The sequence below is a fragment of the Brevundimonas lutea genome (genome assembly GCF_003704105.1).
Taxonomy (GTDB): domain Bacteria; phylum Pseudomonadota; class Alphaproteobacteria; order Caulobacterales; family Caulobacteraceae; genus Brevundimonas; species Brevundimonas lutea.
The window spans coordinates 380121-403268 of the sequence record NZ_QUOQ01000002.1; the positions used below are offsets into that span (position 1 = coordinate 380121).

The window sequence follows — 23148 nt, forward strand, 5'->3', positions numbered from 1 at the left end:
GCCATGAGGCGACGTGAGCCCCGTCCCTGACAAATCGTCGGCCCTGAGTGGGCTGGAGATCGCCGCCATCGTGGCGATCTGCGTCATTTGGGGCGTGAACAACGCCGCCGCCAAGTTCGCCACCGAGAGCCTGCCGCCGCTGTTCACCGGCGCGTTGCGGTTCGCCGTCGCCGGAGCCTTGCTGGTGTGGTTCGTGCGGCCGCCGTTTCCGAACTGGAAGAGCCTGCTGCTGATCGTCGGCCTGGGCGGGCCGTTGCACTATGGCCTGATCTATCTGGCCTTCTGGCTGGCCCAGGATGTCAGCCCGGTGTCGGTGGCGACCCAGCTGTGGATTCCGTTCACCGCCCTGTTCGCCTTTCTAGTGCTACGGGAGCGGGTCAGCTGGGCGGCGCTGGCGGGCATGGGCGTGGCCTTCGCGGGGGTGGTCTGGATGACGCTGGACGCCCACGCCATCGCCGACTGGAAAGCCATTCTGGTCGGGGCGGCGGCCAGCGCCTCCTGGGCCATGACCACGGTGATCGCGAGGCGGACCACAAGCGTGCCGCCGCTGAAGATGCAGGGGCTGCTGGCCCTGGTCGCCCTGCCGGGCCTGGGGATCGGTTCGCTGGTGACCGAGACGGGCCAGTGGCAGGCGCTGAGCCAGGCCACGCCGATGGTCTGGGCGGCGGTGATCTGGGCCGGGGCGGCATCGTCCGTGGTGGCGACCAGCCTGGTGTTCTGGCTGGTCCAGCGGCGCGAGGCGGGGCGGGTGACACCCTATTTCCTGGCCACACCGATCGTGTCGATCCTGATCGGATGGGGCCTGATGGGCGACGTGCTGACGCCCCAGATCCTGACCGGGTCGGCGATCACCATGCTGGGGGTCGGCGTCGTGGCGCTGGCCGAGCGGGGCCTCAGAGCTGGGGCGGCCAAGGCCTAGCCGACCGGCTTTTGCGCATACCCCAGCCGCTGGTTCAGCTTTTCCAGCAGGTCGACGGCGGCCTCGGCGATGACCGTGCCGGGCGGATAGACGGCGGCGACCCCGGCGTCGAGCAGGGGCTGGACGTCCTGGGGCGGGATGACGCCGCCCACCACCACCATGATGTCCTCGCGACCCAGTTTCTTGAGCTCGGCCAGCAGTTCGGGCGCAAGGGTCAGGTGGCCGGCCGCCAGCGACGAGGCGCCGACCACATGCGCGCCGCTCTCCACCGCGCGAGCGGCGGCCTCGGCGGGGGTCTGGAACAGGGGGCCGGCCTCGGCGTCGAATCCCAGGTCGCCATAGGCCGAGGCGATCACCTTCTGGCCCCGGTCGTGGCCGTCCTGGCCCAGCTTGGCGACCAGCAGGCGCGGCGCCCCGCCGTCGTTTTCGACAAAGGCGGCGACCGTGTCGCGGGCGCGACTGACCTTGGGATCGGCGCCGGCCTCGCGGGCATAGACGCCAGAGACGGTCTTCACCTCGGCGACATGGCGGCCGAAGGCGGCCTCCAGGGCGTCGGACATCTCGCCGACCGTGGCCTTGGCGCGAGCGGCCTCGACCGCCAGGGCCAGCAGATTGCCCTGGCCCCGCGCGCCATCGGTCAGGGCGTCGAGTGCGGCCTGACAGGCGGCCTCGTCACGCTCGGCGCGGAGACGCTTCAGCTTGTAGATCTGGCGGGCGCGGACGTCGGCGTTGTCGACCTTAAGCACCGGGATGTCGTCGGCGAGGTCCGACAGATAACGGTTCACCCCGACCACGACCTGGGCGCCCGTGTCGATGCGGGCCTGGGTCTTGGCCGCCGCCTCCTCGATCCGCAACTTGGGCACCCCGGCCTCGATGGCCTTGGCCATGCCGCCCAGCGCCTCGACCTCCTGGATATGGGCCAGGGCGCGGGCGGCCAGGTCGGCGGTCAGTCGTTCGAGATACCAGCTGCCGCCCCAGGGATCGGCGATGGCGGTCATGCCGGTTTCGGCCTGAAGCAGAATCTGGGTGTCGCGGGCGATCCGGGCCGAGAAATCGGTCGGCAGGGCCAGGGCCTCGTCCAGCGAATTGGTATGCAGGCTCTGGGTGCCGCCGCCGGTCGCGGCCATGGCCTCGATCATGGTGCGCGAGACATTGTTGAACACGTCCTGGGCCGCCAGGGACCAGCCCGAGGTCTGGCAGTGAGCGCGCAGGGCCAGGGACTTGGGCGACTGCGGAGCGAACTCGTCTTTCAGCAGACGCGCCCACAACAGACGCCCCGCACGCAGCTTGGCCATCTCCATGAAAGAGTTCATGCCGACGGCCCAGAAGAAGCTGAGGCGCGGCGCGAAGGCGTCGACTTCCATGCCGGCCGCGACCCCTGCGCGGACATATTCGACCCCGTCGGCCAGTGTGTAGGCCAGCTCAAGATCGGCCGAGGCTCCGGCCTCCTGCATGTGATAGCCGCTGATCGAAATGCTGTTGAATCTCGGCATTTCGGCCGCCGTATAGGCGAAGATGTCGGAGATGATCCGCATCGAGGGCGCGGGCGGATACACATAGGTGTTCCGCACCATGAACTCTTTCAGGATGTCGTTCTGGATAGTGCCGGTCAGCTGGTCGCGCGCGACGCCCTGCTCCTCGGCGGCCACGACATAGAGGGCCAGGATCGGCAGCACCGCGCCGTTCATGGTCATCGATACGCTCATCCTGTCCAGCGGGATGCCGTCGAACAGGGTGCGCATGTCGTAGATGGAATCGATCGCTACCCCGGCCATGCCGACGTCGCCGGCGACACGCGGGTGATCCGAGTCGTAGCCCCGGTGGGTGGCCAGGTCGAAGGCGATCGACAGGCCCTTTTGCCCCGCCGCGAGGTTGCGACGGTAGAAGGCGTTGGATTCCTCGGCCGTGGAGAAGCCCGCGTACTGGCGGATGGTCCACGGATTGGTGGCGTACATGGTCGGATAGGGCCCGCGCAGATAGGGCGCGATCCCGGGCAGGCCGTGGATATGGTCGAGGCCCGTGAGCGTGTCGGGACCGTAAGCGGGGTCGACCGTCAGGCCCTCGGGAGTCAGCCAGGGCTTTGCCGCAGCGGGCGCGTCAGCGGGGCCTGCGAGGGGACCGTCGAAAGCGACCTTGGAGAAGTCGGGCAGGCTCATTGTCCAGCCTCCTGGTCGAGGCGGATCGGCGCGAGCGGGCGGCCGCGGCTGTCGTCGCCCGCCTGGCGGATATCAGGCGCGGCGGACGCGTACTGAGGGCGGGGATCAACCACGGTCGCGGCTTCGTCCTGAGGGTGCAAAGTGACGCCGAGCAGCGGGCGGTCGCCGGAATGGATTTCGGCCAGGAGACTGTCGCGCGCGGCTTTGACCCGGTCCTGAAGCGCGCCCGCCTCCAGCGAGGCGATCAGCCCGCCCTCGGCCTCGATACGCTGGAACTCGGCCCAGGCGGCGCGGGCAAGCTGGTCGGTCAGGCTTTCGAGCGCCCAGGCGCCCCCGGCCGGATCGGCGACCCGCCCGAGGTGAGCCTCGTCCATGAGGACGAACTGTTGAGTCAGTGATTGACGGCGCGACAGGGCGTTGGCGCCGCCCAGCGGCCGGGTGAAGGAGTCGAGCGTCAGGCTGGCGCAGCCGCCCGCCGCCGCCGCGAAGCCGGCCGCCGTTTGGCGCAGCAGGTTGGTGTGGACGCCGCGCGCGGCCAGCATGCGTCGCGAGCCCAGCACGTCGATGCGCGCGGCTGGGGCCGGGTCGATCTCGGCTGCCGCCATCAGTCGCGCCCAGCACAGGCGGGCGGCGCGCATCACGGCGATCCCTTCAAGGAAGCGCTGGTCCAGTGACAGGCCCAACGCGATGCGCGGCGCGGCCTCGGTGACGGAAAGCCCGGCGTCTCCGAGCGCGCGCAAGGTGGCCACGGCCGAGGCGAGGGCGACGCCTAGCATCTGGGCGTCCGAGCCGCCGGCTTCGTGAGCGAACCGGCCCGAGGCCAGGAACAGCGACGCCTTGGGATAGGCGCCGGCGTGGCGCGCGGCGGCCTGGGCGGCGGCGTTCAGATGGCCGGTCGCGGCGCCCGGCGTTTGGCCCGACACGGCGAAGGCTGAGATCGGATCGAGGTCGAAGGCCAGCGGCGCGTTCGGCGCGCCCTTGGCCGCCACCGCCAACCAGTTCGCCGCCTGAGGGCCGATCAGCCCGGCGTCCAGCGCCACCGGCGCGGCGTCGAGCAGCACATCGGCCAGCAGGCGATCCAGATCGTCCTGCCCGCCCACGGCGACGCCGTCACGGCCGGTCGGGTCCAGCCGGAGCAACAGGGAATGGGCGCCCATGCTCAGCGCCTCCAGCGCCAGGCGATTGGCCTGAGCCGGCTCGGGATGATCGACCACGGCGCGTACGTCCCAAGGGCGAGCTCGGTCGGCCGCGGGCGCGGCGCGGACAGCGGCGGCGGAGGCGACGTCTTCGGCGCGATAAAGGGGGCGGATCTCAACGCCGTCGGGCGTGCGCAGGGTGAGGCGGTCCAGCGGCCGGTCCTTCAGTCCCTTTTGCGCCATCCGCGCCCAAGTCTGAATGTCGGGCGCGTCGAACCCGTCGGCCAGATCGGCGAAGGCGGGCGAGGGGGCGTCTGAGGGCGTCGTCACGCGTCGGGTGATGCGGCGGGGAGGGGCGGGCGTCAAGCCGCACTCCGGCCGCGGAACGCGACACTAATCCCCCTTCTGAAGACGCGTGACCCAGGCGCGGCGGGCCTTTGCGTCGAGGGAGCGTCGCGATCCGCAACCCCTGGCCGGATTCCCCCATGCTGACCATCGACAGACAATGGAGATGGCCATGAGCCTGGACCACACCGCCCGCCTGGGCCTGCCCTATCTGGCCGCCGGCCAGATGCAGAAGCACGTGACTCTGAACGAGGCCCTGACCCGGCTGGATGCGCTGGTGCAGTGTGCCGTGGCGAGCCGGTCTCAGGCCGAACCCCCGGCCGATCCGCCCAATGGGCTGATGCACATTCTGCCCGCCGGGGCCGCATCCGGTGACTGGAACGACGCCGCGCCCGGCGCCCTGGTCCGGGCGGATGGCGCTCAGTGGTTCACGGTCGAGCGTGCGCCGGGCCTTGTCGCCTGGGTCGCGGATGAGTCCGTGCTGACGATCTGGACAGGGGAGACCTGGATCGATCTGGGCGGCGAAGACCTGGGCGAAAGCCTGCCCCTGCTGGGCGTCAACACCACGGCGGACGAAACCAATCGCTTCGCCGCCCGCCTGAACACCGCGCTGTGGACCGCCCTGACCGAGGCCGACGGCGGCACGGGCGACCTGCGCTACGTGATGAACAAGGAAGGCGCGGCCGACGTGCTGTCGCTGCTGCTGCAGAGCGGCTTCGAGGGCCGGGCCGAGCTCGGGCTGGTCGGCGATGACGATTTCAGTCTGAAGGTCAGCGAGGACGGCGAAACCTGGCGCGAGGCGCTCCGGGTGTCGCGCGCTACGGGTCGCGCCAGCTTCGCCGCCGGCTGCGGCCGCAGCGAGACCACGACGCTGAGCGCCGGCGGCGACTACGCAATCCCCGCCTGGGCCCGGCGCGTGCGAGTCGTGCTCACCGGCGGTGGCGGCGGTGGCGGCGCGGGGGCCGCAGCGGCCTCGGGGTCGCGCTTCGGCGGCGGCGGGGGCGGCGCCGCGGGACGCAGCGATGGCGAGTGGCCGGCAGACAGCCTTGGGACGACCCTCAGCGTGGCCATCGGCACCGGAGGCGCGTCAGGCGTTGGCGGCGGGACCAGCACCATCTCCGCCAGCGGCGGCATCATCCTGACGGCCGGCGGCGGCCTCGGTGGCGGGACGGGGGGCTCCACGGCCGGAACGGGCGGCGGAGGGGGCTTCGGCGCCACCCGTTCGAACGGCGGTGGTTCCAGCGGCCTCTCCTCCAGCGGATCCGGCCTGATCACCGGACGGTACGACGCACCGGGCGCGGGCGGCGCCGGCGCATCTCTCGATGGCTCCGGAGCGACCGGCTCGGCCGGGTCCGGCGGTATCGGGGCTTACATCCTCGGTGGCGCGCGGACGGCCGGGGGAAGCGGCGGCGCGGCCGGCGCGGCGGGAGGAGCCGGGGCTGAAGCGGCGGCTGGTGAAATCAGCCTGGCAGGCGGCGGCGGCGGCGGCGGCGGAGCCCAGCCGTCCGGCGCCGGCGGAGCCGGCGGGGCCGGGGGCTCGCCGGGTGGTGGGGGAGGCGGCGGAGGCGCTGGCTCGACGACCGGCGGCGAAGGCGGACCCGGCGGCGGCGGTCGCGCCGTCATCATCGCCCTGGGTTGAGCCGATGAGACGCCATCATCGACTGGAGCCGCTGCCGATCCTGGATCGGGAGCTTTGGGACGAGGCGGCCGAAGAAGGCCCCGTCCAGTGTCTGGAGGCGCTCGGCGACGACCGCCTAACGCCCAAACCACAACGAGGAGACGACCATGAGCGCGACTGATCGCACGCTGAAGTCCCTGGGCCTGCCCGAGGCGCAATGGCTATGGCGACGGCTGATCGTGTGGACCATCAGCCTCGGCTTGACCGCCCTGCTCGCGCGTGTGGTGGAGCGCGCCCCCGCAGCGGCGGCCGTTCCCATCGCAGAGGGCCTGATGAAGCTGCTCGGCCTGGTGCTGATTCTCTATCTGGTCGCGCCCAGCGCCCAGCAGCTGGTGGAACTGATCACCGCCGCTCGATTGCGTCTGGGGGGAGGACCGCGATGAGCTTTCGTCTCTCCGCCCGCTCGCGCGCCAGAATGGCCGGGGTCCATCCTGACCTCGTCGCCGTCATGGAGGGCGCCATTGAGCTGACGCCCGTCGACTTCTTGGTGACCGAGGGGATCCGAAGCCCGGAACGTCAGCGGGCTCTGGTCAAGGCGGGCGCCAGCCGAACCCTGAATTCACGCCACCTGACCGGTCACGCGGTCGATGTGGCGGCCCTTGTCGAGGGCAAGGTGAGATGGGACTGGCCGCTCTACCCCCGTATCGCCGGGGCGGTTCGCGAGGCGGCCGCGAAACGCGGCGTGGCCATTGTCTGGGGCGGCGACTGGCCGCGACTGCGTGACGGTCCGCACTTCGAACTCGACCGGAAGGCCTATCCGTGAGCCCGGCCGCTCTTCGATGGATGGGGCGCGGCCTGGCCCTGCTGGCGGTGGTGGTCGTCACTATCGCATTGGGCCGGGGGCTCGGCCTGCGCTGGGACCCGCTGGGCTGGGAGGCCCGGCGAGAGGCGGCGCGCGAACAGGCCATCGCCCACGCTCAATCCGACGCCCAAGCTCGGGGGCTCGAGGTCCAAGGTGAGCGCCGGCAGGCGGAGCGCCGCCTCGACGCCCAGACACGCGTGCGCGCGGCCGCCGACGCCGTCGGCCGCTTCCAGGCAGAGACAAAAGGACAGGATGATGCGCCTTTGGACATCAATCGGCGCGACCGCCTGCGCGATCTCGATCGCGAGCTGTGCGGGCTCGCCCCCGAGCTTGAGGGCTGCGCCCCCGCGCCTTGAGCTGCCGCCGGAGGCCGTGCGGCCGTGCAGCCTGCCGCGACTGGCGGCCGACGCCAGCCAAGAGGATCTAGACCGGCTTTACGCCGAGCGCGGGGCCGCCTTGGTCGCTTGTGACGTCGCGCGCCGCCTTGCGGTGGAAACGTTGGAAGTCGAGCGTGGTCTGGTCGACGACTGGCTCGACGGCCGTCCACGCTAACGGTCACCCGGCAGGATTTGCCGCAGCGCCGGCAGAACTTGCCGACCTCTGCGCGTTCGACGCCGTCAACTTCCGGGCAAGATCACGGTTATCAAAAAGATAACGCAGCAATATCAGAATGTTGCTGGGATATCAGGGTGGCCTCGGTCTTGCTTGGCGGGGTTCGAGTAAAACGCTCCCGGCAGCCAAAATGGCGTCGGACACCTTGAAAGAAGGACTTTGTGTCATGGCGCTGAACAGCGTTAACACGAACGTGGGCGCGATGGTCGCCCTCCAGAACCTGCAACGCACCAATGAAGAGCTGAGCACGGTTCAGAGCCGGATCAATACCGGCAAGAAGGTCAACTCGGCCAAGGACAACGGCGCCGTCTGGGCCATCGCCCAAGGGCAACGCGCTGAAATCGGCGCGCTCAATGCCGTCAAGGACAGCCTTCAGCGTGGCCAGTCGGCCGTGGACGTCGGTATCGCCGCCGGTGAATCGGTGTCGGACCTGCTGGTCCAGATGAAGGAACTGGCGCTCGCCGCCACCGACGAGACCCTGTCGACCGCTTCGCGCGATGCCCTCAACGAGGACTTCTCCGCCCTTCGCGACCAGATCACCTCGGTGATCGACAACGCGGAGTTCAACGGCGTGAATCTGCTGACGGGCACCGAGGGCTTCAAGGCCCTGTCGAACGTCGATGGCGACACCCTGGACATCGATGCCGAAGAGATGGCGATCGGTGAATCGGGCAGCGCCGTGACCCTGGCCTCGACCTCCTCGATCGACACCATGACGAACGCCAGCGCCGCGCTGGACGACGTGACGGATTCGATCGCCAACGTCTCGGCCGCCCTGGCTCGCCTGGGCACCGGGTCGAAGTCCTTCGGCACCCACCTGACCTTCGTCGGCAAGCTCCAGGACACCCTGGAAGCCGGCGTCGGCAACCTGGTGGACGCCGACCTGGCCAAGGAATCGGCCCGACTGACCGCTCTGCAGACCAAGCAACAGCTGGGCGTGCAGGCGCTGTCGATCGCCAACTCCTCGACCTCGATCCTGCTCGGACTGTTCCGCTAAGGCTCGCGAGGCGGACGGGGGTGACCCCCGTCCGCCGATCGCCTGCCCCTGGCTTAGGAAGGGCGCTGAAGAACTCGGCGTTTTAAGGAGATGGATGCCGCAACCGATCTGAACATCGCCGCCGTCGCCGTGGGGATCGCCCCCATCGTCGTCGCCGAACCAGCCGACAATCCAGCCCGACAACAGATCGCCGAAGAGGCCGACCGTGCGTCGCGCTATCGACTGGTCATCGAGGAAGGCGCCAAGGCCGGCTCCTTCATCTACAAGATGCTGGACCGAGTGACGGGTGAAGTCGTGCGTCAGCTGCCGCGTGAGGAAGTGGTCAATCTGGCGGCGCACATCGGCTACGATTCCGGCGCCGTGATCGACACCCGGGCCTGAAATCGACGGACCCGTCCAGGGTTTGGAACGCGCCCGAAGCGTTCCGCAAGCGGGCTGACCTCATGGTTAGCGCGCATTAACCATGTGCACACGAATCACGGTCTAGCCTCCCGGCGAACATCCCGGGGGCGAAGACCCAAATGACCAACAGCGTCCATACCAACAACTCAGCGCTCATCGCGCTGCAGAATCTAAACAAGACGAACGATCGTCTGGCGGACGTCCAGAACCGGGTGAACACCGGGCTGAAGGTCAACGGCGCCAAGGATAACGCCTCCATCTGGGCCATCGCCCAAGGCCAGCGCGCCGACATGAGCGCCCTGTCGGCCGTCAAGATGAGCCTGGATCGCGCCACCTCGGTGGTGGATGTGGCCCTCGCCGCCGGCGAGAACATCTCGGATCTGCTCAATCAGTTGAAGGAAAAGGTGGTCGCCGCCACCGACGAGTCTCTGAAGACTCAGTCGCGCGAACTATTGGACGCCGACTTCCAGGCCATTCTCCGCGCCATCCAGCAGGCGGCCGAGAACGCGGAGTTTGACGGTTCGAACCTGCTTGATGGTAGCCTGACCAACGGTATCCGTTTCTTGGCAAATGCCGAGGCTGACGCCTTCATCACCCTGTCGTCTAAGGATCTGAGCCTGTCGGGCTCGATCATCAGCATCACGACCAGCTCGAACCTGCAGACGGTGACCGAGGCGAATGACGTGCTGGCCCTGCTGGACGCCTCGATCGACAATCTGAATTCGGCGCTGGGCGAGATGGGGTCTCAGGGCAAGCAGATCGCAGCGCACAACACCTTCGTCTCGAAGCTGCAGGACACTCTTGAAACGGGGATCGGCAACCTCGTGGACGCCGATCTTGCCAAGGAGAGCGCGCGGCTTCAGGCCCTGCAGGTCCAGCAACAGCTGGGCGCCCAAGCCCTGTCGATCGCAAACCAGGCGCCGCAGATCATCCTGTCACTGTTCCGCTAGCCATAGCGGCGGTCCGGGGGACCGTAGCCGATGCGGATGGGGTCGGTCCGGCGGTGGAAGCCTCTCGCTCCGAAACCGTACAGCCGCGCAAACTTGGCGAGCAGGTCGGACAGACGGCGCATTCTGGCGCTCCATCGTGGTTGTCGTGGGCGCTGAACACTGTTCGGCGGCGAACGTTCCGCGGCGGGCTTAAACTCCTCGTTACCGGACGGCGGCTAAGCTGGCGGCCGGGAGGCCATGGGCTTGATCGACAATTCCTATCTGCTGGGCCTTTTCGGGATGTCGTCCTCGACGACGTCCGGGCTCGGCGCGACCGGAGTGTCGGTCCCCAAGCCTCGCACTCAGCCCACCGCGCCGTGGTCGACCACGGTTGAGGCGCCCGAGCCCAGCGCTCTCCTGCGCGCCGCTCTGGGCGGGCGAAAACTGATCAATGAATCGCAGGCGAAGGTCGATCTCGGCGGCGCCTCAGCCGACTACCGCAAGCTGTTCGCCCTCTACAACGGTCTCGAGAGCCTGAACGCCCTGGTGAACCGGGCGGGAACCAAGGGCGTGCCGGCCAGTGAATTATCGCTGATCGACAAGCGCTTCACCGCGGGGATGGCCGAGCTCTCGGGGTGGATGCAGACGGCCGAACTCGAGGGCGTGCGTCTGACGCAGGGCGTCACCGCGTCCCTGTCCAAGTCCACGGCGGCCATCCAACGCGATTCCGCCCAGTCCCTGACCGGGCCGATCCATGAAGGCCGCACCGATCAGGCGGTCGCGGCCTTCGAAGGCGACGTTCGCTTCACCATTTCCGTCAAGAAGCTGAACAACGTCAGCGACGTGCAGATCGATCTGGCCGAGATGGGCGGCCAAACCCGCAGCCTCGACAATGTCCTGCGCTTCATCAACGGCAAGCTTGAGGACGCCGGGGTGGCCACCCGGATCGGTCGCGAGCAGATCGCCGCCCAACCCAAGACCGTTCAGGTCGGCGACAAGACCGTCACCCTGCCCAGCGGCGCCGATCGATGGGCCCTGATGATCCGCGGCTCGGTCGTTGAAGACGTCAGCTTCTCGGCGCCTGAGGAAAACGACGCCATCTATGTCACCCAAGGCGCAGGGACCGCAGGCGGGCATCAGCTCCTCAAGTTCGACGCCGAGGGCGGCGGGGCGTCCCGTATCGGCGAAACCCACTGGGTCGATGGCCGGGTGTCGCAGACCAACCTGCCCGAGGGTGTCGAAACCATCCGCGCCAGCGCCACCGCGCCGGACGGTTCGGTCTGGGTGCTGGGCGACTTGAGCGCCGGCGGCGACAACCAGCCGATCAAGGGTCAGCGTGACGTCGCCCTGATGCGCTTCGACAGCGCCGGACGGCTGATGATGACCCGTACGCTTGGGGCGGCCGACACCGCCTCGGGCTTCGCTCTGGCCGTCGGCGCGGACGGGCGGGTGGCCGTGGCTGGATCGGTCACCGGCGGTCTCGCGGTGACCGGCTCGCTGGGCGCCCTGACCGGCAAGCTGGAGGGCGACGACGCCAAGGTGGCCGATAGCTTCGTCACCGTGTTCGACGCCGAGGGCGGTGAGCTGTGGACTCAGAGGCGCGGCGCCCGCGCCGAAGACGAGGCCACCGCCGTCTCCTTCGCCGCCGACGGCACGGTGGTCGTGGCCGGTCGCGCCAGGTCGGCCATGCCCGGAGGCGGGCCGCTGGGCAATTGGGACGGCTACATCCAGACCTTCAGCCAGCATCAGGCTCACCCGGTCGCGCCCGTCACCGCGCGTCTGGAGGACATCGTCCAGTTCGGCACGGCGGGCGAGGACTCGGTCGCCGCCGTCACCGTTTCGGGGTCCAGCGTCTATGCCGCCTCGGTCGAGAACGGACGCGCGGTCGTACGCCAGTACGCCCTGTCCGGAACCGGCCAGCTGACCCTGTCGGCCACGCGCGATCTCGGCGCCATGAGCGGGGACATCGCCGGAATCATGGTCGAGGACGGGCGCGTGGTGATCGCCGGCACGACCCGGAATGGCGCGCTTGGCGGCGTGACCGCGGCGGCGGCTCATTCCGGCGGCACGGACGCCTTCGTGCTCAGCCTCGACGCCTCCCTGACCGCTGGGTCGGGCGACCGCGTCACCTATCTGGGCGGCGAGGGCGACGACACCGTCGCCGACGTCAAGCTTCACGACGGTCAGGTCTGGGTCACCGGCCAGCACGACCGTCCCATCGGCGCCAAGGACGACGCCCCGCGCCAGGCCTATCTGGCCAGCGTGAACCTTTCCACCGGCGCTGTGGCCAGCAGCCGCACCTGGAAGGGCGACGGCGATCAGGCGGCGCCGGCCAGCCTGGCGATCGCATCCAATGGCGCCAGCGTGCTGGACCGTCTGGGTCTGCCCCAGGGCGCGATCGATCAGAGCGCCTCCAAGCGGCTGGTCGACGGGACCTCCTTAAGGGTCGGGGACCAGTTCACCATCGCGATCGACGGCGGCCGCCCGCGCACGGTCACCATCGAGGCGCGCGACACGCTTCAGACCCTGGCCCGCAAGATCGAGCAGGCCTCGCAGATGCGGCTGCGCGTCACCGTCGCGTCCGAGGGCGGTTATGTCACCGGCACCGAAGCCGACGGCGAGACCCGCACCACGGCGGGCGGCTGGCAGCGGTTGTCGATCTCGGCGCGAAGCGGCCGTGATGAGGGTGCGACCCTATCCGCCGGACCCGGCGGTCGCGACGCCCTCGCGGGTCTGGGAGTGTCGCCCGGCTATATCGGTCCGACCAGCAGCGAGGACGATGACATCAAAACCTACGGTCTCGATTTGCCCGCCACCCTGTCGCTGTCGACCGCCGAGACCATCAAGGCCGCCGGTGAACGGATCCAGGCGGCGATGAAGGCCATCCGCGACGCCTACAGAGCGCTCGCGCCCGAGACGGCCGCCAACGCGAACCGTGGCCCGGCGCCCGCCTATCTTACGGCCCAGATCGCCAATTATCAGGCCGCCCTGTCGCGACTGACCGGCGGCATGTGACGCGGGTCGAAAGGTCCGGTTGACGCGGACCGGTCCGGCGGGGTTACTGACCCCCCGCCATCAACGAGCCGTCGATGCCTGTTCCCCGAGATAACCGCGCCATTCTGATCGGCGGCGCCGCCCTGGCCGTGATCGCGGGCGCCGCCATCGCCTTCGGCGTCGGACGCGGCGACAATCCCCCGGCGCGACAGGACGGCCCGCGCGGCGCTCTGCAGGTCGATGTCGCCGATGCGCCGGAGCTCGATCCCGCCCGTGAGCTGCGGTGCTACGTCGAGGGGCAGTATGTCGGCATGGCCACCCTGGCGGACTGCGCGCAGAGAAACGGCCTGGCCACAGACGCCCTGGATGTCGGGGTCGACGCCTCGGGAGAACTGATCGCCGCGCCGACCGCCTCGCTGGCGCCGCCACCCGAGCTTCCCGAGGATGTCTCGGCCCTGCCGCCATCCGATCTGATCGTGGAGCGCGCGCCGCCGGGCGCCGTGCCCAGCCGGCCCACCGCCGACGGTGCGGCCTGCCTGCGCCACGTCGGCGGTGGCTGGCGTCAGCTGTCGGGCAACATGGGCAAGGGGGCCTGTGTCCAGGCGCTGTTCTCGGGCACCTGCGTGGCGCCGGGAGACGCCCTTTACGGCCGTTGGGGCGACACGACCCTGAGACTCGTTCCCCGACGCGTCGAGGAATCGCCCGACAACAACCGCTTCCGCACCTATGTCGATCAGAACGACGCCTGCCAATTTCCGGGGATCTGATCCATGCGACTAAGTCTGATCGCAACCGTCGGTTTGCTTGGCCTTCTTGCCGCCTGCTCTTCCGGCCCCGAGGCGCCGTCCGAGCCGCAAGTTTGCTACCACCTCGGCAATCCGGGCGTGAAGAACGAAGAGCCGCGGTTCAACGAGGTCGCTGAGAACGTCGAGTCGTTGGAGCATTGCGCCGCCCAGCTGGAGGTGATGCGCCTCAGCTTCTTGCGCATGGGTGGTTCCGTCCAGGAGATCACCGGCGCCTACGGCGGCCAGTTCATCTTCATCGACCGCCAGGGCGTCTGGGTGGCGCAGAGCTTCGATGGCGGCCGCTTTTTCACCATGACCCGCAGCGGCGATGGCCGGTTGATCGTGCCCTCAGCCATCGACTGGAATACCGCCGAGGCTCGCGCCGCAGCGGCCCAAGCGGACGCGCAACCCGCCACGACCGCCCAGTAGCGGCGGACTGGAACTAAATAGGAACATCGGCTAGGGGTTCGCCCTTGGCCCTCGCATCAAGTCAGAAGGACATTCCGCCATGGCCGGCAGCGTCAACAAGGTCATCCTCATCGGCAATCTGGGCCGCGACCCCGAAATTCGCTCATTGAACAACGGCGACCGTGTCGCCCAGCTATCGCTCGCCACGTCGGAGACCTGGCGCGACAAATCCTCGGGCGAGCGCAAGGAAAAGACCGAGTGGCACCGGGTGGTGATCTTCAACGACAACATCGTCAAGGTCGTTGAAAATTATCTGAAAAAGGGCTCGACCATCTATGTCGAGGGCCAACTCCAGACCCGCAAGTGGACCGACCAGCAGGGCGTCGAGAAATACACCACCGAGGTGGTGATCCAGCGCTTCAACGGCCAACTGACCATGCTGGGCGGCCGTGACGGCGGCGGTGCGGGCGCGGGCGGCGGTCGCGGCGACGACGACTATTCCTCGGGCTTCTCCACCGGCGGCGCCAACAAGCCCTCGGGTCCCAAGGAGAGCTACGACCTGAACGACGACATCCCGTTCTAAGTCACGCCGTCATTTACGCCTGCCGGAAGCCCAGGACATCCTGCATGTCATAGAGGCCCGGCGGGCGGGGACGGACCCAGTTGGCCGCCACCACGGCGCCCTTGGCGAACAGGCTGCGATCGATGGCGTGGTGGCTGAGGCTGATCACCTCGTCGTCCGAGGCGAACAGCACCGTGTGATCGCCGACGATGCCGCCGGCCCGCAGGGCTGAAAAGCCGATCGAACCCTCGACGCGAGCGTCCCCGACGCCATCGCGAACCGGCGCGCGTACCTCGGCCATGGTCCTGCCGCGCCCCAGCGCCGCCGCCTCGCCCAGCATCAGGGCGGTCCCCGACGGTGCGTCACGCTTCATCCGGTGATGAGCCTCCGAGACTTCGATGTCCCAGTCCGCCGCGTCCAGCCGCGCAGCCGCCCGCTCGACCAGCCCGACCAGGATGTTGACGCCCAGCGAGAAATTGCCGCTGCGTACGATGGCGACCTTTTCCGCCGCCCGGGCGATGGCCTGCTCCTGGGCGTCGGATAGCCCGGTTGAGCCGATCACCAGCGCCGGGCCGCCCCGCGATGCCGCCGCCTCTGCCAACTCCACCGAATGTTCGGGCGTGGAGAAATCGATGATCACATCGCAACGGCTCAGGTCAGGCTCTTCCCCGCGATCGAAGCGCGCTGCCGTCACCATGTCGTCGCGCGCATCCAGCACCGCCGACACCGCCCGTCCCATGCGCCCGCGCGCCCCGGAGATGCCGACGTGGACGATGGTGGTCATGGCTGCTTCCCCTCCGACAGAGCCGCTCCCCGGCGAAGGCCGGGGCCCAGAAGGGCTTGCGTGAGATGCCTGTGACGGCGCGGCGCCCGCGTCTCTGGACCCCGGCCTACGCCGGGGAGGCGGAAATCTCTACTACTGCGCCGCTTCCTTGTCGCCGGTGATGTCGGCCCAGAATCGCTTGGCCTTGCCGGCGAAACCGGCGTTGCGCGGGCTCTGGCTCTCGCCGCAGATCTCACCCAGCTCCTTCATCAGGTCACGTTGACGGCCGGTCAGGTTGGTCGGGGTCTCGACCAGGAGCTCGACCACCAGGTCGCCACGGGTCTTGCCGTTCAGATGCGGCATTCCCTTTCCCTTGATCCGCACCGTCTGGCCGGTCTGGGCGCCCTCCGGGACCTTGACCCCGGCCCGGCACTGACCGTCGCAGGCTTCGGACACCAGGCACGGGGCCTCGATCTGGCCGCCCAGGGCCGCCGTCCACACCGGGATCGGGGTCTGGACCAGCAGGTCCAGATTGTCCCGCTCGAACAGTTCGTGCGGCTTCACCGACAGGAAGACGTACAGATCCCCCCGCGGACCGCCGCGCATGCCGACATCGCCCTCGCCCGACAAGCGGATGCGCGAGCCGTCATCGACGCCGGCCGGGATCTTCAGGTTCAGGCTGCGGGTCTTGCGCACCTGTCCATGGCCGCGACAACTGGGGCAGGCGTCCGCCGGGTTCAGTCGCTTGCCGGCCCCGCCGCAGTGGGGGCAGGTGCGCTCCATGGCGAAAAAGCCGTTGGCCTGGCGGATGCGGCCCTGGCCGCCGCAGGTCGAACAGTTGGTCGGCTGCGCGCCCGCCTTGGCTCCCGAACCGGAGCAGGTGTCGCAGGTCATCGTCGTCGGGACGGCGATTTCGCGCTCCAGGCCGCGATAGGCGTCCTCCAGGGTGATCTCGAGGTCGAAGCGCAGGTCCGAGCCGCGCTGCGGTCCCCCGCGCGCGCCGCGTCCGCCACCCCGGCCGCCGAAGGCGTCGCCGAACGCCTCGCCGAACACCTGGGAGAAGATGTCGTTGATGTCGTGAAAACCCTGACCGCCGCCCTGGCCGCCGCCATTCACCCCGGCATGTCCGAACCGGTCGTAGGCGGCCCGCTTCTGATCGTCCGACAGGACAGAATAGGCCTCGGAGATTTCCTTGAACGTCGCCAGCGATTCCTCCGAGCCGCCGTTGCGGTCGGGATGATGGACCATGGCCAGCTTGCGATAGGCGGCCTTCAGTCCAGGGGCGTCGACGGTCCGCTCGACACCCAGAATCTCGTAATAGTCACGCGCCATCGGGCGTCATGTCCTCTTCCCCTGCGGCTCCTTGCGCCCCGCCTCTTGCGGGCGGTCGTCGCGGAACCCTGTCCGGTTCAGATGGGAACCGGGTTCGATGATGCAACCGGTGCAAAAGAAAGGCCCCGCCTGCGCCTGGCAAGCGGGGCCGTTTCCGGCGGACGAAATCAGGCGCTCTTCTTGTCGTCGCCCTCGGTGACGTCCTCGAACTCGGCATCGACCACGCCGTCGTCGGCGGGCTGGGCCTCGGTCTGAGCTTCACCGTCGCCCGAGCCCTGCTGGGCAGCGTACATGGCCTCGCCCAGCTTCATCGAGGCCTGGGCCAGGGTGTTGGTCTTGGCCGTGATGTCGGCCGGGTCCGAGCCTTCCTTGGCCGCCTTGAGGTCGGCGATGGCGGCCTCAATGGCCGACTTGTCGTCGCCGCCGATCTTGTCGCCGTGCTCGGCCATAGCCTTTTCGGTGGAGTGGATCAGGCTGTCGGCGCCGTTCTGGGCCTCGACCAGTTCCTTGCGGGTCTTGTCGGCGGCGGCGTTGGCCTCGGCCTCCTTGACCATCTTGTCGATGTCCTCATCCGACAGGCCGCCGTTGGCCTGGATGCGGATCGACTGCTCCTTGTTGGTCGCCTTGTCCTTGGCGGTGACGTGGACGATGCCGTTGGCGTCGATGTCGAAGGCGACCTCGATCTGCGGCATGCCGCGTGGCGCCGGCGGAATGCCCATCAGGTCGAACTGACCCAGCACCTTGTTGTCTGCCGCCATCGGCCGCTCGCCCTGGAAGACCCGGATGGTCACGGCCGACTGGTTGTCGTCGGCGGTCGAGAAGGTCTGGCTCTTCTTGGTCGGGATGGTGGTGTTGCGCTCGATCAGCGGGGTGAAGACGCCGCCCAGGGTCTCGATGCCCAGGGTCAGCGGGGTGACGTCCAGCAGCAGCACGTCCTTGACGTCGCCTTGCAGCACGCCGGCCTGAACGGCGGCGCCCAGGGCCACGACCTCGTCGGGGTTCACGCCCTTGTGCGGCTCCTTGCCGAAGAAGGCCTTCACCGCCTCCTGCACCTTGGGCATGCGGGTCATACCGCCCACCAGCACCACCTCGTCGATGTCCGAGGCCTTCAGGCCCGCGTCCTTCAGCGCCTTGGCGCAGGGCTCGATGGTGCGCTGGACCAGGTCCTCGACCAGGGCCTCCAGCTTGGCGCGCGACAGCTTGATGTTCAGATGTAGCGGGCCCGACGCATTCATGGTGATGAACGGCAGATTGACCTCATACTGGGTCGTGGAGCTCAGCTCCTTCTTGGCCTTTTCGGCCTCTTCCTTCAGGCGCTGCAGGGCCAGCTTGTCCTGGCGCAGATCGACGCCCTGTTCCTTCTTGAATTCGTCGGCCAGGTAATCGACCAGACGCAGGTCGAAGTCCTCGCCGCCCAGGAAGGTGTCGCCGTTGGTCGACTTCACCTCGAACACGCCGTCGCCGATCTCCAGGATCGAGACGTCGAAGGTGCCGCCGCCCAGGTCATAGACGGCGATCTTCTGGCCGTCGTTCTTGTCCAGACCGTAGGCCAGAGCCGCTGCGGTCGGCTCGTTGATGATGCGCAGGACTTCGAGGCCGGCGATCTTGCCGGCGTCCTTGGTCGCCTGACGCTGGGCGTCGTTGAAATAGGCGGGAACGGTGATCACCGCCTGGGTGACCGTCTCGCCCAGATAGGACTCGGCGGCCTCTTTCATCTTGCCCAGGATGTAGGCCGAGACCTGCTGGGGGGAATAGTCCTTGCCGTGGGCCTTAACCCAGGCGTCGCCGGTCGGCCCCTTGACGATCTCATAGGGCACCATGCCCTTGTCCTTGGCCACCACCGGGTCATCGAAGTTGCGGCCGATCAGGCGCTTGATGGCGAAAAAGGTGTTGGACGGATTGGTCACCGCCTGGCGCTTGGCCGGCTGGCCGACCAGGATTTCGCCGCCGTCCTGAATGGCGACGACCGAGGGGGTGGTGCGGTTGCCTTCCGCGTTCTCGATGACCTTGGGGTTCTTGCCGTCCATGACGGCGACGCACGAGTTGGTCGTGCCGAGGTCGATGCCGATGATCTTGGCCATGATCTCTCTAGTCTCACTTCTTGCGGCGGGCGGTGCGGCGGCCTTCGAGGAAGCGCCGCGCGTGACCGCCCCCAGTTGAACGAACCCCCGGATTTCCAGGGGCGGGACAGGTTGGTTCCGGCATGCGCCGGGGTCGTGCGGGATATGGGAAAGCCCGCATGCGCCGCAAGGGCTTGCTCCCTCTCGACACGTGCCGAATTTCTGTGGCGAACCGCGTTCGTCGGGCGTATGGGAGAGGCGTTCGCGGCTCCGGGCGGCCGGGGGCGAACCTGGGGAGAAGATCATGACCATCAAGACCTTGGCCCGTGGCGCGGTCCTGGCGATGGCGCTCGCCTTGTCGGCGACGCCGGTCGTCGTTCAGGCGCAGTCCAACGACGGCATGGACCGCCGGGTGCGGATCATCAACGATACCGGCCGGACCATCATGTATTTCTACGCCTCGCGTCAGGGCGTCGACAGCTGGGAGGAGGATATTCTCGGCTCCGACATCCTGGAGGACGGCGACAGCGTGACGGCGAATATCGACGACGGCTCGCGCGCCTGCCGCTATGATTTCAAGGCCGTCTTCGAGGATGGCCAGTCGCTCGAGCGCTACAATATCAACGTCTGCGAAATCACAACCTACACCTACACCCGCTGACGGATCGGGGGCGGCCGGGCCGGTCGCGGGCTTTCGCCTGTGGCCCGGGCGACTCAACGCTGCTCAGCAGGCGGCGCTGCTTGAGGCGGTGACGGCGGGTCTGGCCGAGGCCCCGCTATACCGGCCGGTGACGCCCGGCGGGCGGCCGTTCTCCGTGCGCATGTCGAACTTCGGGCCGCTGGGCTGGGTTTCGGACCGTGGGGGCTATCGCTATCAGCCCACACACCCGGAAACCGGCCGCCCGTGGCCCGCCATTCCGCCTCTGCTGCTCGACCTCTGGCGTGACCTTGCTGACGCGACTTGGCGCCCCGACGCCTGCCTGGTGAATCTCTACGACGCCGACGCCCGCATGGGCCTGCATCAGGACAGGGACGAGGCGGACTTTTCGGCGCCCGTTCTCTCCGTCTCGCTGGGCGACACGGCGAAGTTCAGGATCGGTCCTGCCGAGGGCGGACGCACCCGGAGTTTCCGCTTGGCCTCCGGCGATGTCTGTCTTCTGGCGGGAGAGGCGCGGCTGGCTCGGCATGGCGTCGATCGCATCCTCCCGGGTTCATCGCGACTGATCCCGGGCGGCGGGCGGATCAATCTGACGCTGAGACGCGCGGCTTGAGCCCGGCCCCGCCCTCGGGCAGCATCAAGGCCATGGACGGCCCCTCGCCCTTTCCGCCCGCGGCGCCGCCGCCCCGGCCCGTGTCGCCTGGCCTGTATCTGGTCTCCACCCCGATCGGGAATCTGCGCGACATCACGCTCAGGGCGCTGGACGTCCTGGCCGCCGCCGACCTGATCCTGGCCGAGGACACCCGCGTCACCGCAAAGCTCTTGACCGCCTACGGGCTGAAACGGCCCCTACGGCGCGCCGACGATCACGCGAGCGAGGCCGTCGCTGATGAGGCCGTGCGCCGGGTGGGGGAGGGCGAGGTCGTGGCTCTGGTGTCGGATGCGGGCACCCCGCTGATTTCCGACCCCGGTTTCGTGGTGGCGCGCGCGATGGTCGAGGCCGGTCTGCCGATCCATCCGATTCCCGGCCCATCCAGCCTGACCGCCGCCCTGGCCATCGCCGGCCTGCCCGCCGACCGGGTGCTGTTCGCCGGCTTCCTGCCGCCGAAATCCGCCGCGCGGCGCACGGCGCTGGAGACCTTGAAGGCCACGCGCGCCACCTTGGTGTTGTTCGAGAGCGGACCGCGCCTGAAGGACAGCCTGACGGACATGGCCGAGGTGTTGGGCGACCGGCCCGCCGCCGTGGCGCGCGAGCTGACCAAGCTGCACGAGGAGTGCGTTCGGGGAACGCTGCCGGCCCTCGCCATCGACCCGCGCCTGGACGGCCCCAAGGGCGAGATCGTGGTGCTGATCGGCCCGGGCGAGGAGGTCGCCGCCAGCGATGACGATGTGGATATGGCCCTCACCGACGCCCTGACGCGCCTGTCGCCCGGCGATGCGGCGCGGGAGGTGGCCCAGGCCCTGGGGCTGAAGCGCAAGGCCGTCTACGCCCGGGCGCTGGAGCTTCAGGGACGATGAGCCGTCCGCCGCGCGCCTGGCGCTCCGACCTCGGCGGTCGGTCGCGCGGGGCCGGGCGGCGCGCGGAGTGGATCGCCGCCTTGCTGCTGATGGCCAAGGGCTATCAGATCCTCGGCTTTCGCCTGCCCAGCCGCGCCGGCGAGATCGACATCCTGGCGCGTCAGGGACGGCGACTGGTCGTGGTCGAGGTCAAGCGCCGTCAGACGATGGAGGCCGCGCTCCAGGCCTTGACGGTCGAGCAACGCCGACGGCTGCTCACCGCCGGCCAGATGATCCAGCGCGGCCGTCCGCAATGGCGAAAACTTGATCTCGCACTCGACATGGTGGCGCTGGCCCCCGGACGGTTCCCGCGCCATGCTCGTGATCTGCCCCAGGGGTGAGTCGGGGGAGCGGGGGAATGATCAGGGAAGAGGCCGAGGCGATCCTCGGCGCCGCGGGCACAGCCGAAGACGGCGCCTTTCCGCTGTTCGAGGCGGGGCTGGCCTGCGCCATCCACGACCAGCCGTTTCGCGACGTCACCGCCGCCCGCGATCTTGCGGCTTCGGCGGCCGAGCGTCTCAAGAGCCGCATCGGCGGCGAACCCCATGATGAGGCCCTGACCGAGACCCTGGCCGGCGACCTGCGCCTGACCGGGGATCTCCTGAACTACGACCACCCGGCGAACACCGATCTGATCGATGTCGCCGAGCGCAGACGCGGCCTGTCGGCCGCGCTGGCCATCTTCTATCTGCATGCCGCCCGGGCGGCGGGGATAGGGGCGCACGGTGTCGATTTCCCGAACCACTTCCTCCTGCGGGTCGAGACGGAGGAGGGGCCCGTCGCCCTGGACCCCTTCAGCCAGGGCCGACTGGTGCTGCCGTCGGAATTAACCCGCCGCGCCCTGCTGGCGGGCCTGACGCCGCATGTGGCCGACCGCCTCGACCTGCTGATGACCCCCGTCACCGACCGTCAGGCCCTGATCCGGCTGCAGAACGTGCTCTACAACCGCGCCATTCGCTCGCGGGATTACGAGGGCGCCGAGCGAGCGGCGCTGCGCTGCGCCCTGCTGAACCCCGACGATCACCGACCCTGGCTTGACGTGGCCGCGACCCGCGAAAAGCAGGGCGCGTTGGCCGGGGCGCTGCAGGCGCTTGACCGGGCTCGCGGCCTCGACGGCCACGCGGCGGTTCATGCCGACATGGCCCGGGCGCGGGTCAGGATGCAGCTGAACTGAGTCGCACGCGCGCCTGGGGCAGGCCGGGCGTATCAACCTTTACGCGATAGAGACCGCCCAGGGTCGGCTGGGCCGCGCGCTTGTCGGCGTTCCCCAGCCAGGCGGTGGTGCAGTAGAGGTCGGTGAGATTCGGCCCGCCGAAGGCGGCCTTGGTCACGGTCTGGACCGGCAGGCGTATGGTGCCGATCCGCTCGCCCGCTGGGGAAAAGCGCGCCACGCCCCAGCCGTTGAACAGGCCGACATGCAAGACGCCCGACGAATCCACGCTGGGTCCGTCCGCAAAACCGTCCTCGGTGACGGCGAACAGGCGTCGATTGGAGAGGTAGCCGTCGGCGTGGTCGAAGGCGTAGATGCGCCGTTCGGTGGTGTCGTGGTGATAGAGCGTTCGTCCATCGGGGCTCAGCGCCGGTCCGTTGGTCACGCGATAGCCGTCGTCGTGGCGGGTGATCTCGCCGTTGCGCCAGCGATAGAGCGCGCCCGATACCATGCCCTCGCTGTCGTCCATGGTGCCGAACCACAACGTGCCGTCGGGCGCCACGAAGCCGTCGTTGATGCGGTTCTGCGGCCGGTCGCGCTCGACCGGCGCGATCAGGTCGAACCGGCCACTTTCCGGGTCGAACCGATGAAGGCCGCCGCGCACGCCGCAAATCAGAGAGCCGTCATCAGCCGGCAGGGCGAAGCCGATCTGATCGGGCGCGTCCCAGCTTTCGGTCGAACCGTCGTCATGGCCGTAGCGATGCAGCCGTCGGCCCTTGATGTCGACGAACCAGATCGAGGCGCGCGCGGCGTCCCAAACCGGGCCCTCGCCCAGTTCGGCTTTCAGATCCCAGACGAGTTCGGGGGCGGCTTCGGCCATGGAGTCGCGCTCCGTCTGCGGTT

26 protein-coding genes are annotated in these 23148 nt (G+C 68.8%); 19 read left to right on the plus strand and 7 right to left on the minus strand.

Annotated elements, in window-relative coordinates; genetic code table 11:
* Positions 1–13 precede the first annotated feature (13 nt).
* Positions 14–919: a DMT family transporter gene (locus EES48_RS01975; RefSeq protein ID WP_122464696.1), complete on the plus strand. Its 906-nt coding sequence runs from the start codon at positions 14–16 to the stop codon at positions 917–919.
* On the opposite strand, the gene scpA is transcribed toward EES48_RS01975, so the two are convergent.
* Positions 916–3075, minus strand: a complete 2160-nt coding sequence (scpA, locus tag EES48_RS01980) for a methylmalonyl-CoA mutase (RefSeq protein ID WP_122464697.1) — start codon at positions 3073–3075, stop codon at positions 916–918. The genes EES48_RS01975 and scpA overlap by 4 nt on opposite strands.
* Positions 3072–4577 carry a methylmalonyl-CoA mutase family protein gene (locus EES48_RS01985; RefSeq protein ID WP_240623184.1) on the minus strand — a complete coding sequence of 502 codons (1506 nt, stop codon included), beginning with the start codon at positions 4575–4577 and terminating at the stop codon, positions 3072–3074. The genes scpA and EES48_RS01985 overlap by 4 nt, the downstream gene beginning before the upstream one ends.
* Positions 4578–4728: 151 nt before the next feature.
* On the opposite strand from EES48_RS01985, the gene EES48_RS15225 reads away from it, so the two are divergent.
* The 9 genes from EES48_RS15225 to EES48_RS02025 all read left to right on the plus strand — a co-directional run bounded on the left by EES48_RS15225 (position 4729) and on the right by EES48_RS02025 (position 9997).
* On the plus strand, positions 4729–6195 hold the full coding sequence (locus tag EES48_RS15225; RefSeq protein ID WP_122465090.1) for a DUF2793 domain-containing protein: 1467 nt from the start codon (positions 4729–4731) through the stop codon (positions 6193–6195).
* A gap of 4 nt (positions 6196–6199) precedes the next feature.
* A complete protein-coding gene (locus EES48_RS14705) occupies positions 6200–6355 on the plus strand; it encodes a hypothetical protein (RefSeq protein WP_162997959.1) in 156 nt (51 codons plus the stop codon).
* Entirely contained in the window at positions 6342–6617 is a 276-nt protein-coding gene (locus EES48_RS01995) for a hypothetical protein (RefSeq protein ID WP_122464698.1), read from the plus strand. The genes EES48_RS14705 and EES48_RS01995 overlap by 14 nt, the downstream gene beginning before the upstream one ends.
* Positions 6614–6997 (plus strand): M15 family metallopeptidase, encoded by a 384-nt coding sequence (locus EES48_RS02000; RefSeq protein WP_122464699.1) that lies wholly within the window; start codon positions 6614–6616, stop codon positions 6995–6997. The genes EES48_RS01995 and EES48_RS02000 overlap by 4 nt, the downstream gene beginning before the upstream one ends.
* Positions 6994–7392: a hypothetical protein gene (locus EES48_RS02005; RefSeq protein WP_162997960.1), complete on the plus strand. Its 399-nt coding sequence runs from the start codon at positions 6994–6996 to the stop codon at positions 7390–7392. The genes EES48_RS02000 and EES48_RS02005 overlap by 4 nt, the downstream gene beginning before the upstream one ends.
* 16 nt (positions 7393–7408) lie before the next feature.
* Positions 7409–7588, plus strand: coding sequence for a hypothetical protein (locus tag EES48_RS02010; protein WP_162997934.1), 180 nt, complete (start codon positions 7409–7411; stop codon positions 7586–7588).
* 226 nt (positions 7589–7814) lie between these two features.
* Entirely contained in the window at positions 7815–8645 is an 831-nt protein-coding gene (locus tag EES48_RS02015) for a flagellin (protein WP_122464702.1), read from the plus strand.
* A gap of 90 nt (positions 8646–8735) precedes the next feature.
* Positions 8736–9026: a flagellar protein FlaG gene (locus EES48_RS02020; RefSeq protein ID WP_122464703.1), complete on the plus strand. Its 291-nt coding sequence runs from the start codon at positions 8736–8738 to the stop codon at positions 9024–9026.
* 140 nt (positions 9027–9166) lie between these two features.
* The gene (locus tag EES48_RS02025; protein WP_122464704.1) at positions 9167–9997 is read left to right on the plus strand and encodes a flagellin; all 831 of its coding nucleotides are present in this window, start codon (positions 9167–9169) and stop codon (positions 9995–9997) included.
* On the opposite strand, the gene EES48_RS15230 is transcribed toward EES48_RS02025, so the two are convergent.
* The gene (locus EES48_RS15230) at positions 9994–10119 is read right to left on the minus strand and encodes a hypothetical protein (protein WP_276309573.1); all 126 of its coding nucleotides are present in this window, start codon (positions 10117–10119) and stop codon (positions 9994–9996) included. The two genes, EES48_RS02025 and EES48_RS15230, sit on opposite strands and share 4 nt — an antisense overlap.
* A gap of 115 nt (positions 10120–10234) precedes the next feature.
* Here EES48_RS15230 and EES48_RS02030 point away from each other — a divergent pair, with 115 nt between their 5' ends.
* The 4 genes from EES48_RS02030 to ssb all read left to right on the plus strand — a co-directional run bounded on the left by EES48_RS02030 (position 10235) and on the right by ssb (position 14746).
* The gene (locus EES48_RS02030; RefSeq protein WP_122464705.1) at positions 10235–12991 is read left to right on the plus strand and encodes an NHL repeat-containing protein; all 2757 of its coding nucleotides are present in this window, start codon (positions 10235–10237) and stop codon (positions 12989–12991) included.
* 74 nt (positions 12992–13065) lie between these two features.
* Positions 13066–13737 carry a hypothetical protein gene (locus EES48_RS02035; RefSeq protein WP_122464706.1) on the plus strand — a complete coding sequence of 224 codons (672 nt, stop codon included), beginning with the start codon at positions 13066–13068 and terminating at the stop codon, positions 13735–13737.
* Between the two features lie 3 nt (positions 13738–13740).
* Positions 13741–14184 carry a hypothetical protein gene (locus EES48_RS02040; protein ID WP_205679322.1) on the plus strand — a complete coding sequence of 148 codons (444 nt, stop codon included), beginning with the start codon at positions 13741–13743 and terminating at the stop codon, positions 14182–14184.
* Between the two features lie 79 nt (positions 14185–14263).
* Positions 14264–14746, plus strand: a complete 483-nt coding sequence (ssb, locus tag EES48_RS02045; protein ID WP_122464707.1) for a single-stranded DNA-binding protein — start codon at positions 14264–14266, stop codon at positions 14744–14746.
* Positions 14747–14759: 13 nt separating this feature from the next.
* Here ssb and dapB read toward each other — a convergent pair whose 3' ends face one another.
* The 3 genes from dapB to dnaK all read right to left on the minus strand — a co-directional run bounded on the left by dapB (position 14760) and on the right by dnaK (position 18901).
* Entirely contained in the window at positions 14760–15509 is a 750-nt protein-coding gene (gene dapB, locus EES48_RS02050; protein WP_122464708.1) for a 4-hydroxy-tetrahydrodipicolinate reductase, read from the minus strand.
* 132 nt (positions 15510–15641) lie between these two features.
* Entirely contained in the window at positions 15642–16820 is a 1179-nt protein-coding gene (gene dnaJ, locus EES48_RS02055; RefSeq protein WP_122464709.1) for a molecular chaperone DnaJ, read from the minus strand.
* A gap of 167 nt (positions 16821–16987) precedes the next feature.
* Positions 16988–18901 carry a molecular chaperone DnaK gene (gene dnaK, locus EES48_RS02060; RefSeq protein ID WP_122464710.1) on the minus strand — a complete coding sequence of 638 codons (1914 nt, stop codon included), beginning with the start codon at positions 18899–18901 and terminating at the stop codon, positions 16988–16990.
* 283 nt (positions 18902–19184) lie between these two features.
* Here dnaK and EES48_RS02065 point away from each other — a divergent pair, with 283 nt between their 5' ends.
* The 5 genes from EES48_RS02065 to EES48_RS02085 are packed head-to-tail and all read left to right on the plus strand — an operon-like array spanning position 19185 to position 22269.
* On the plus strand, positions 19185–19541 hold the full coding sequence (locus tag EES48_RS02065; RefSeq protein WP_122464711.1) for a hypothetical protein: 357 nt from the start codon (positions 19185–19187) through the stop codon (positions 19539–19541).
* A gap of 37 nt (positions 19542–19578) precedes the next feature.
* A complete protein-coding gene (locus EES48_RS02070) occupies positions 19579–20151 on the plus strand; it encodes an alpha-ketoglutarate-dependent dioxygenase AlkB (protein WP_240623207.1) in 573 nt (190 codons plus the stop codon).
* 32 nt (positions 20152–20183) lie between these two features.
* Positions 20184–21056, plus strand: coding sequence for a 16S rRNA (cytidine(1402)-2'-O)-methyltransferase (gene rsmI / locus EES48_RS02075; protein ID WP_122465091.1), 873 nt, complete (start codon positions 20184–20186; stop codon positions 21054–21056).
* Positions 21053–21436: a YraN family protein gene (locus EES48_RS02080; protein WP_122464713.1), complete on the plus strand. Its 384-nt coding sequence runs from the start codon at positions 21053–21055 to the stop codon at positions 21434–21436. The genes rsmI and EES48_RS02080 overlap by 4 nt, the downstream gene beginning before the upstream one ends.
* Before the next feature lie 17 nt (positions 21437–21453).
* A complete protein-coding gene (locus tag EES48_RS02085; protein ID WP_122464714.1) occupies positions 21454–22269 on the plus strand; it encodes a SirB1 family protein in 816 nt (271 codons plus the stop codon).
* Here the strand turns inward: EES48_RS02085 and EES48_RS02090 are convergent.
* Positions 22250–23125: an SMP-30/gluconolactonase/LRE family protein gene (locus tag EES48_RS02090; protein ID WP_122464715.1), complete on the minus strand. Its 876-nt coding sequence runs from the start codon at positions 23123–23125 to the stop codon at positions 22250–22252. The two genes, EES48_RS02085 and EES48_RS02090, sit on opposite strands and share 20 nt — an antisense overlap.
* Positions 23126–23148 lie beyond the last annotated feature (23 nt).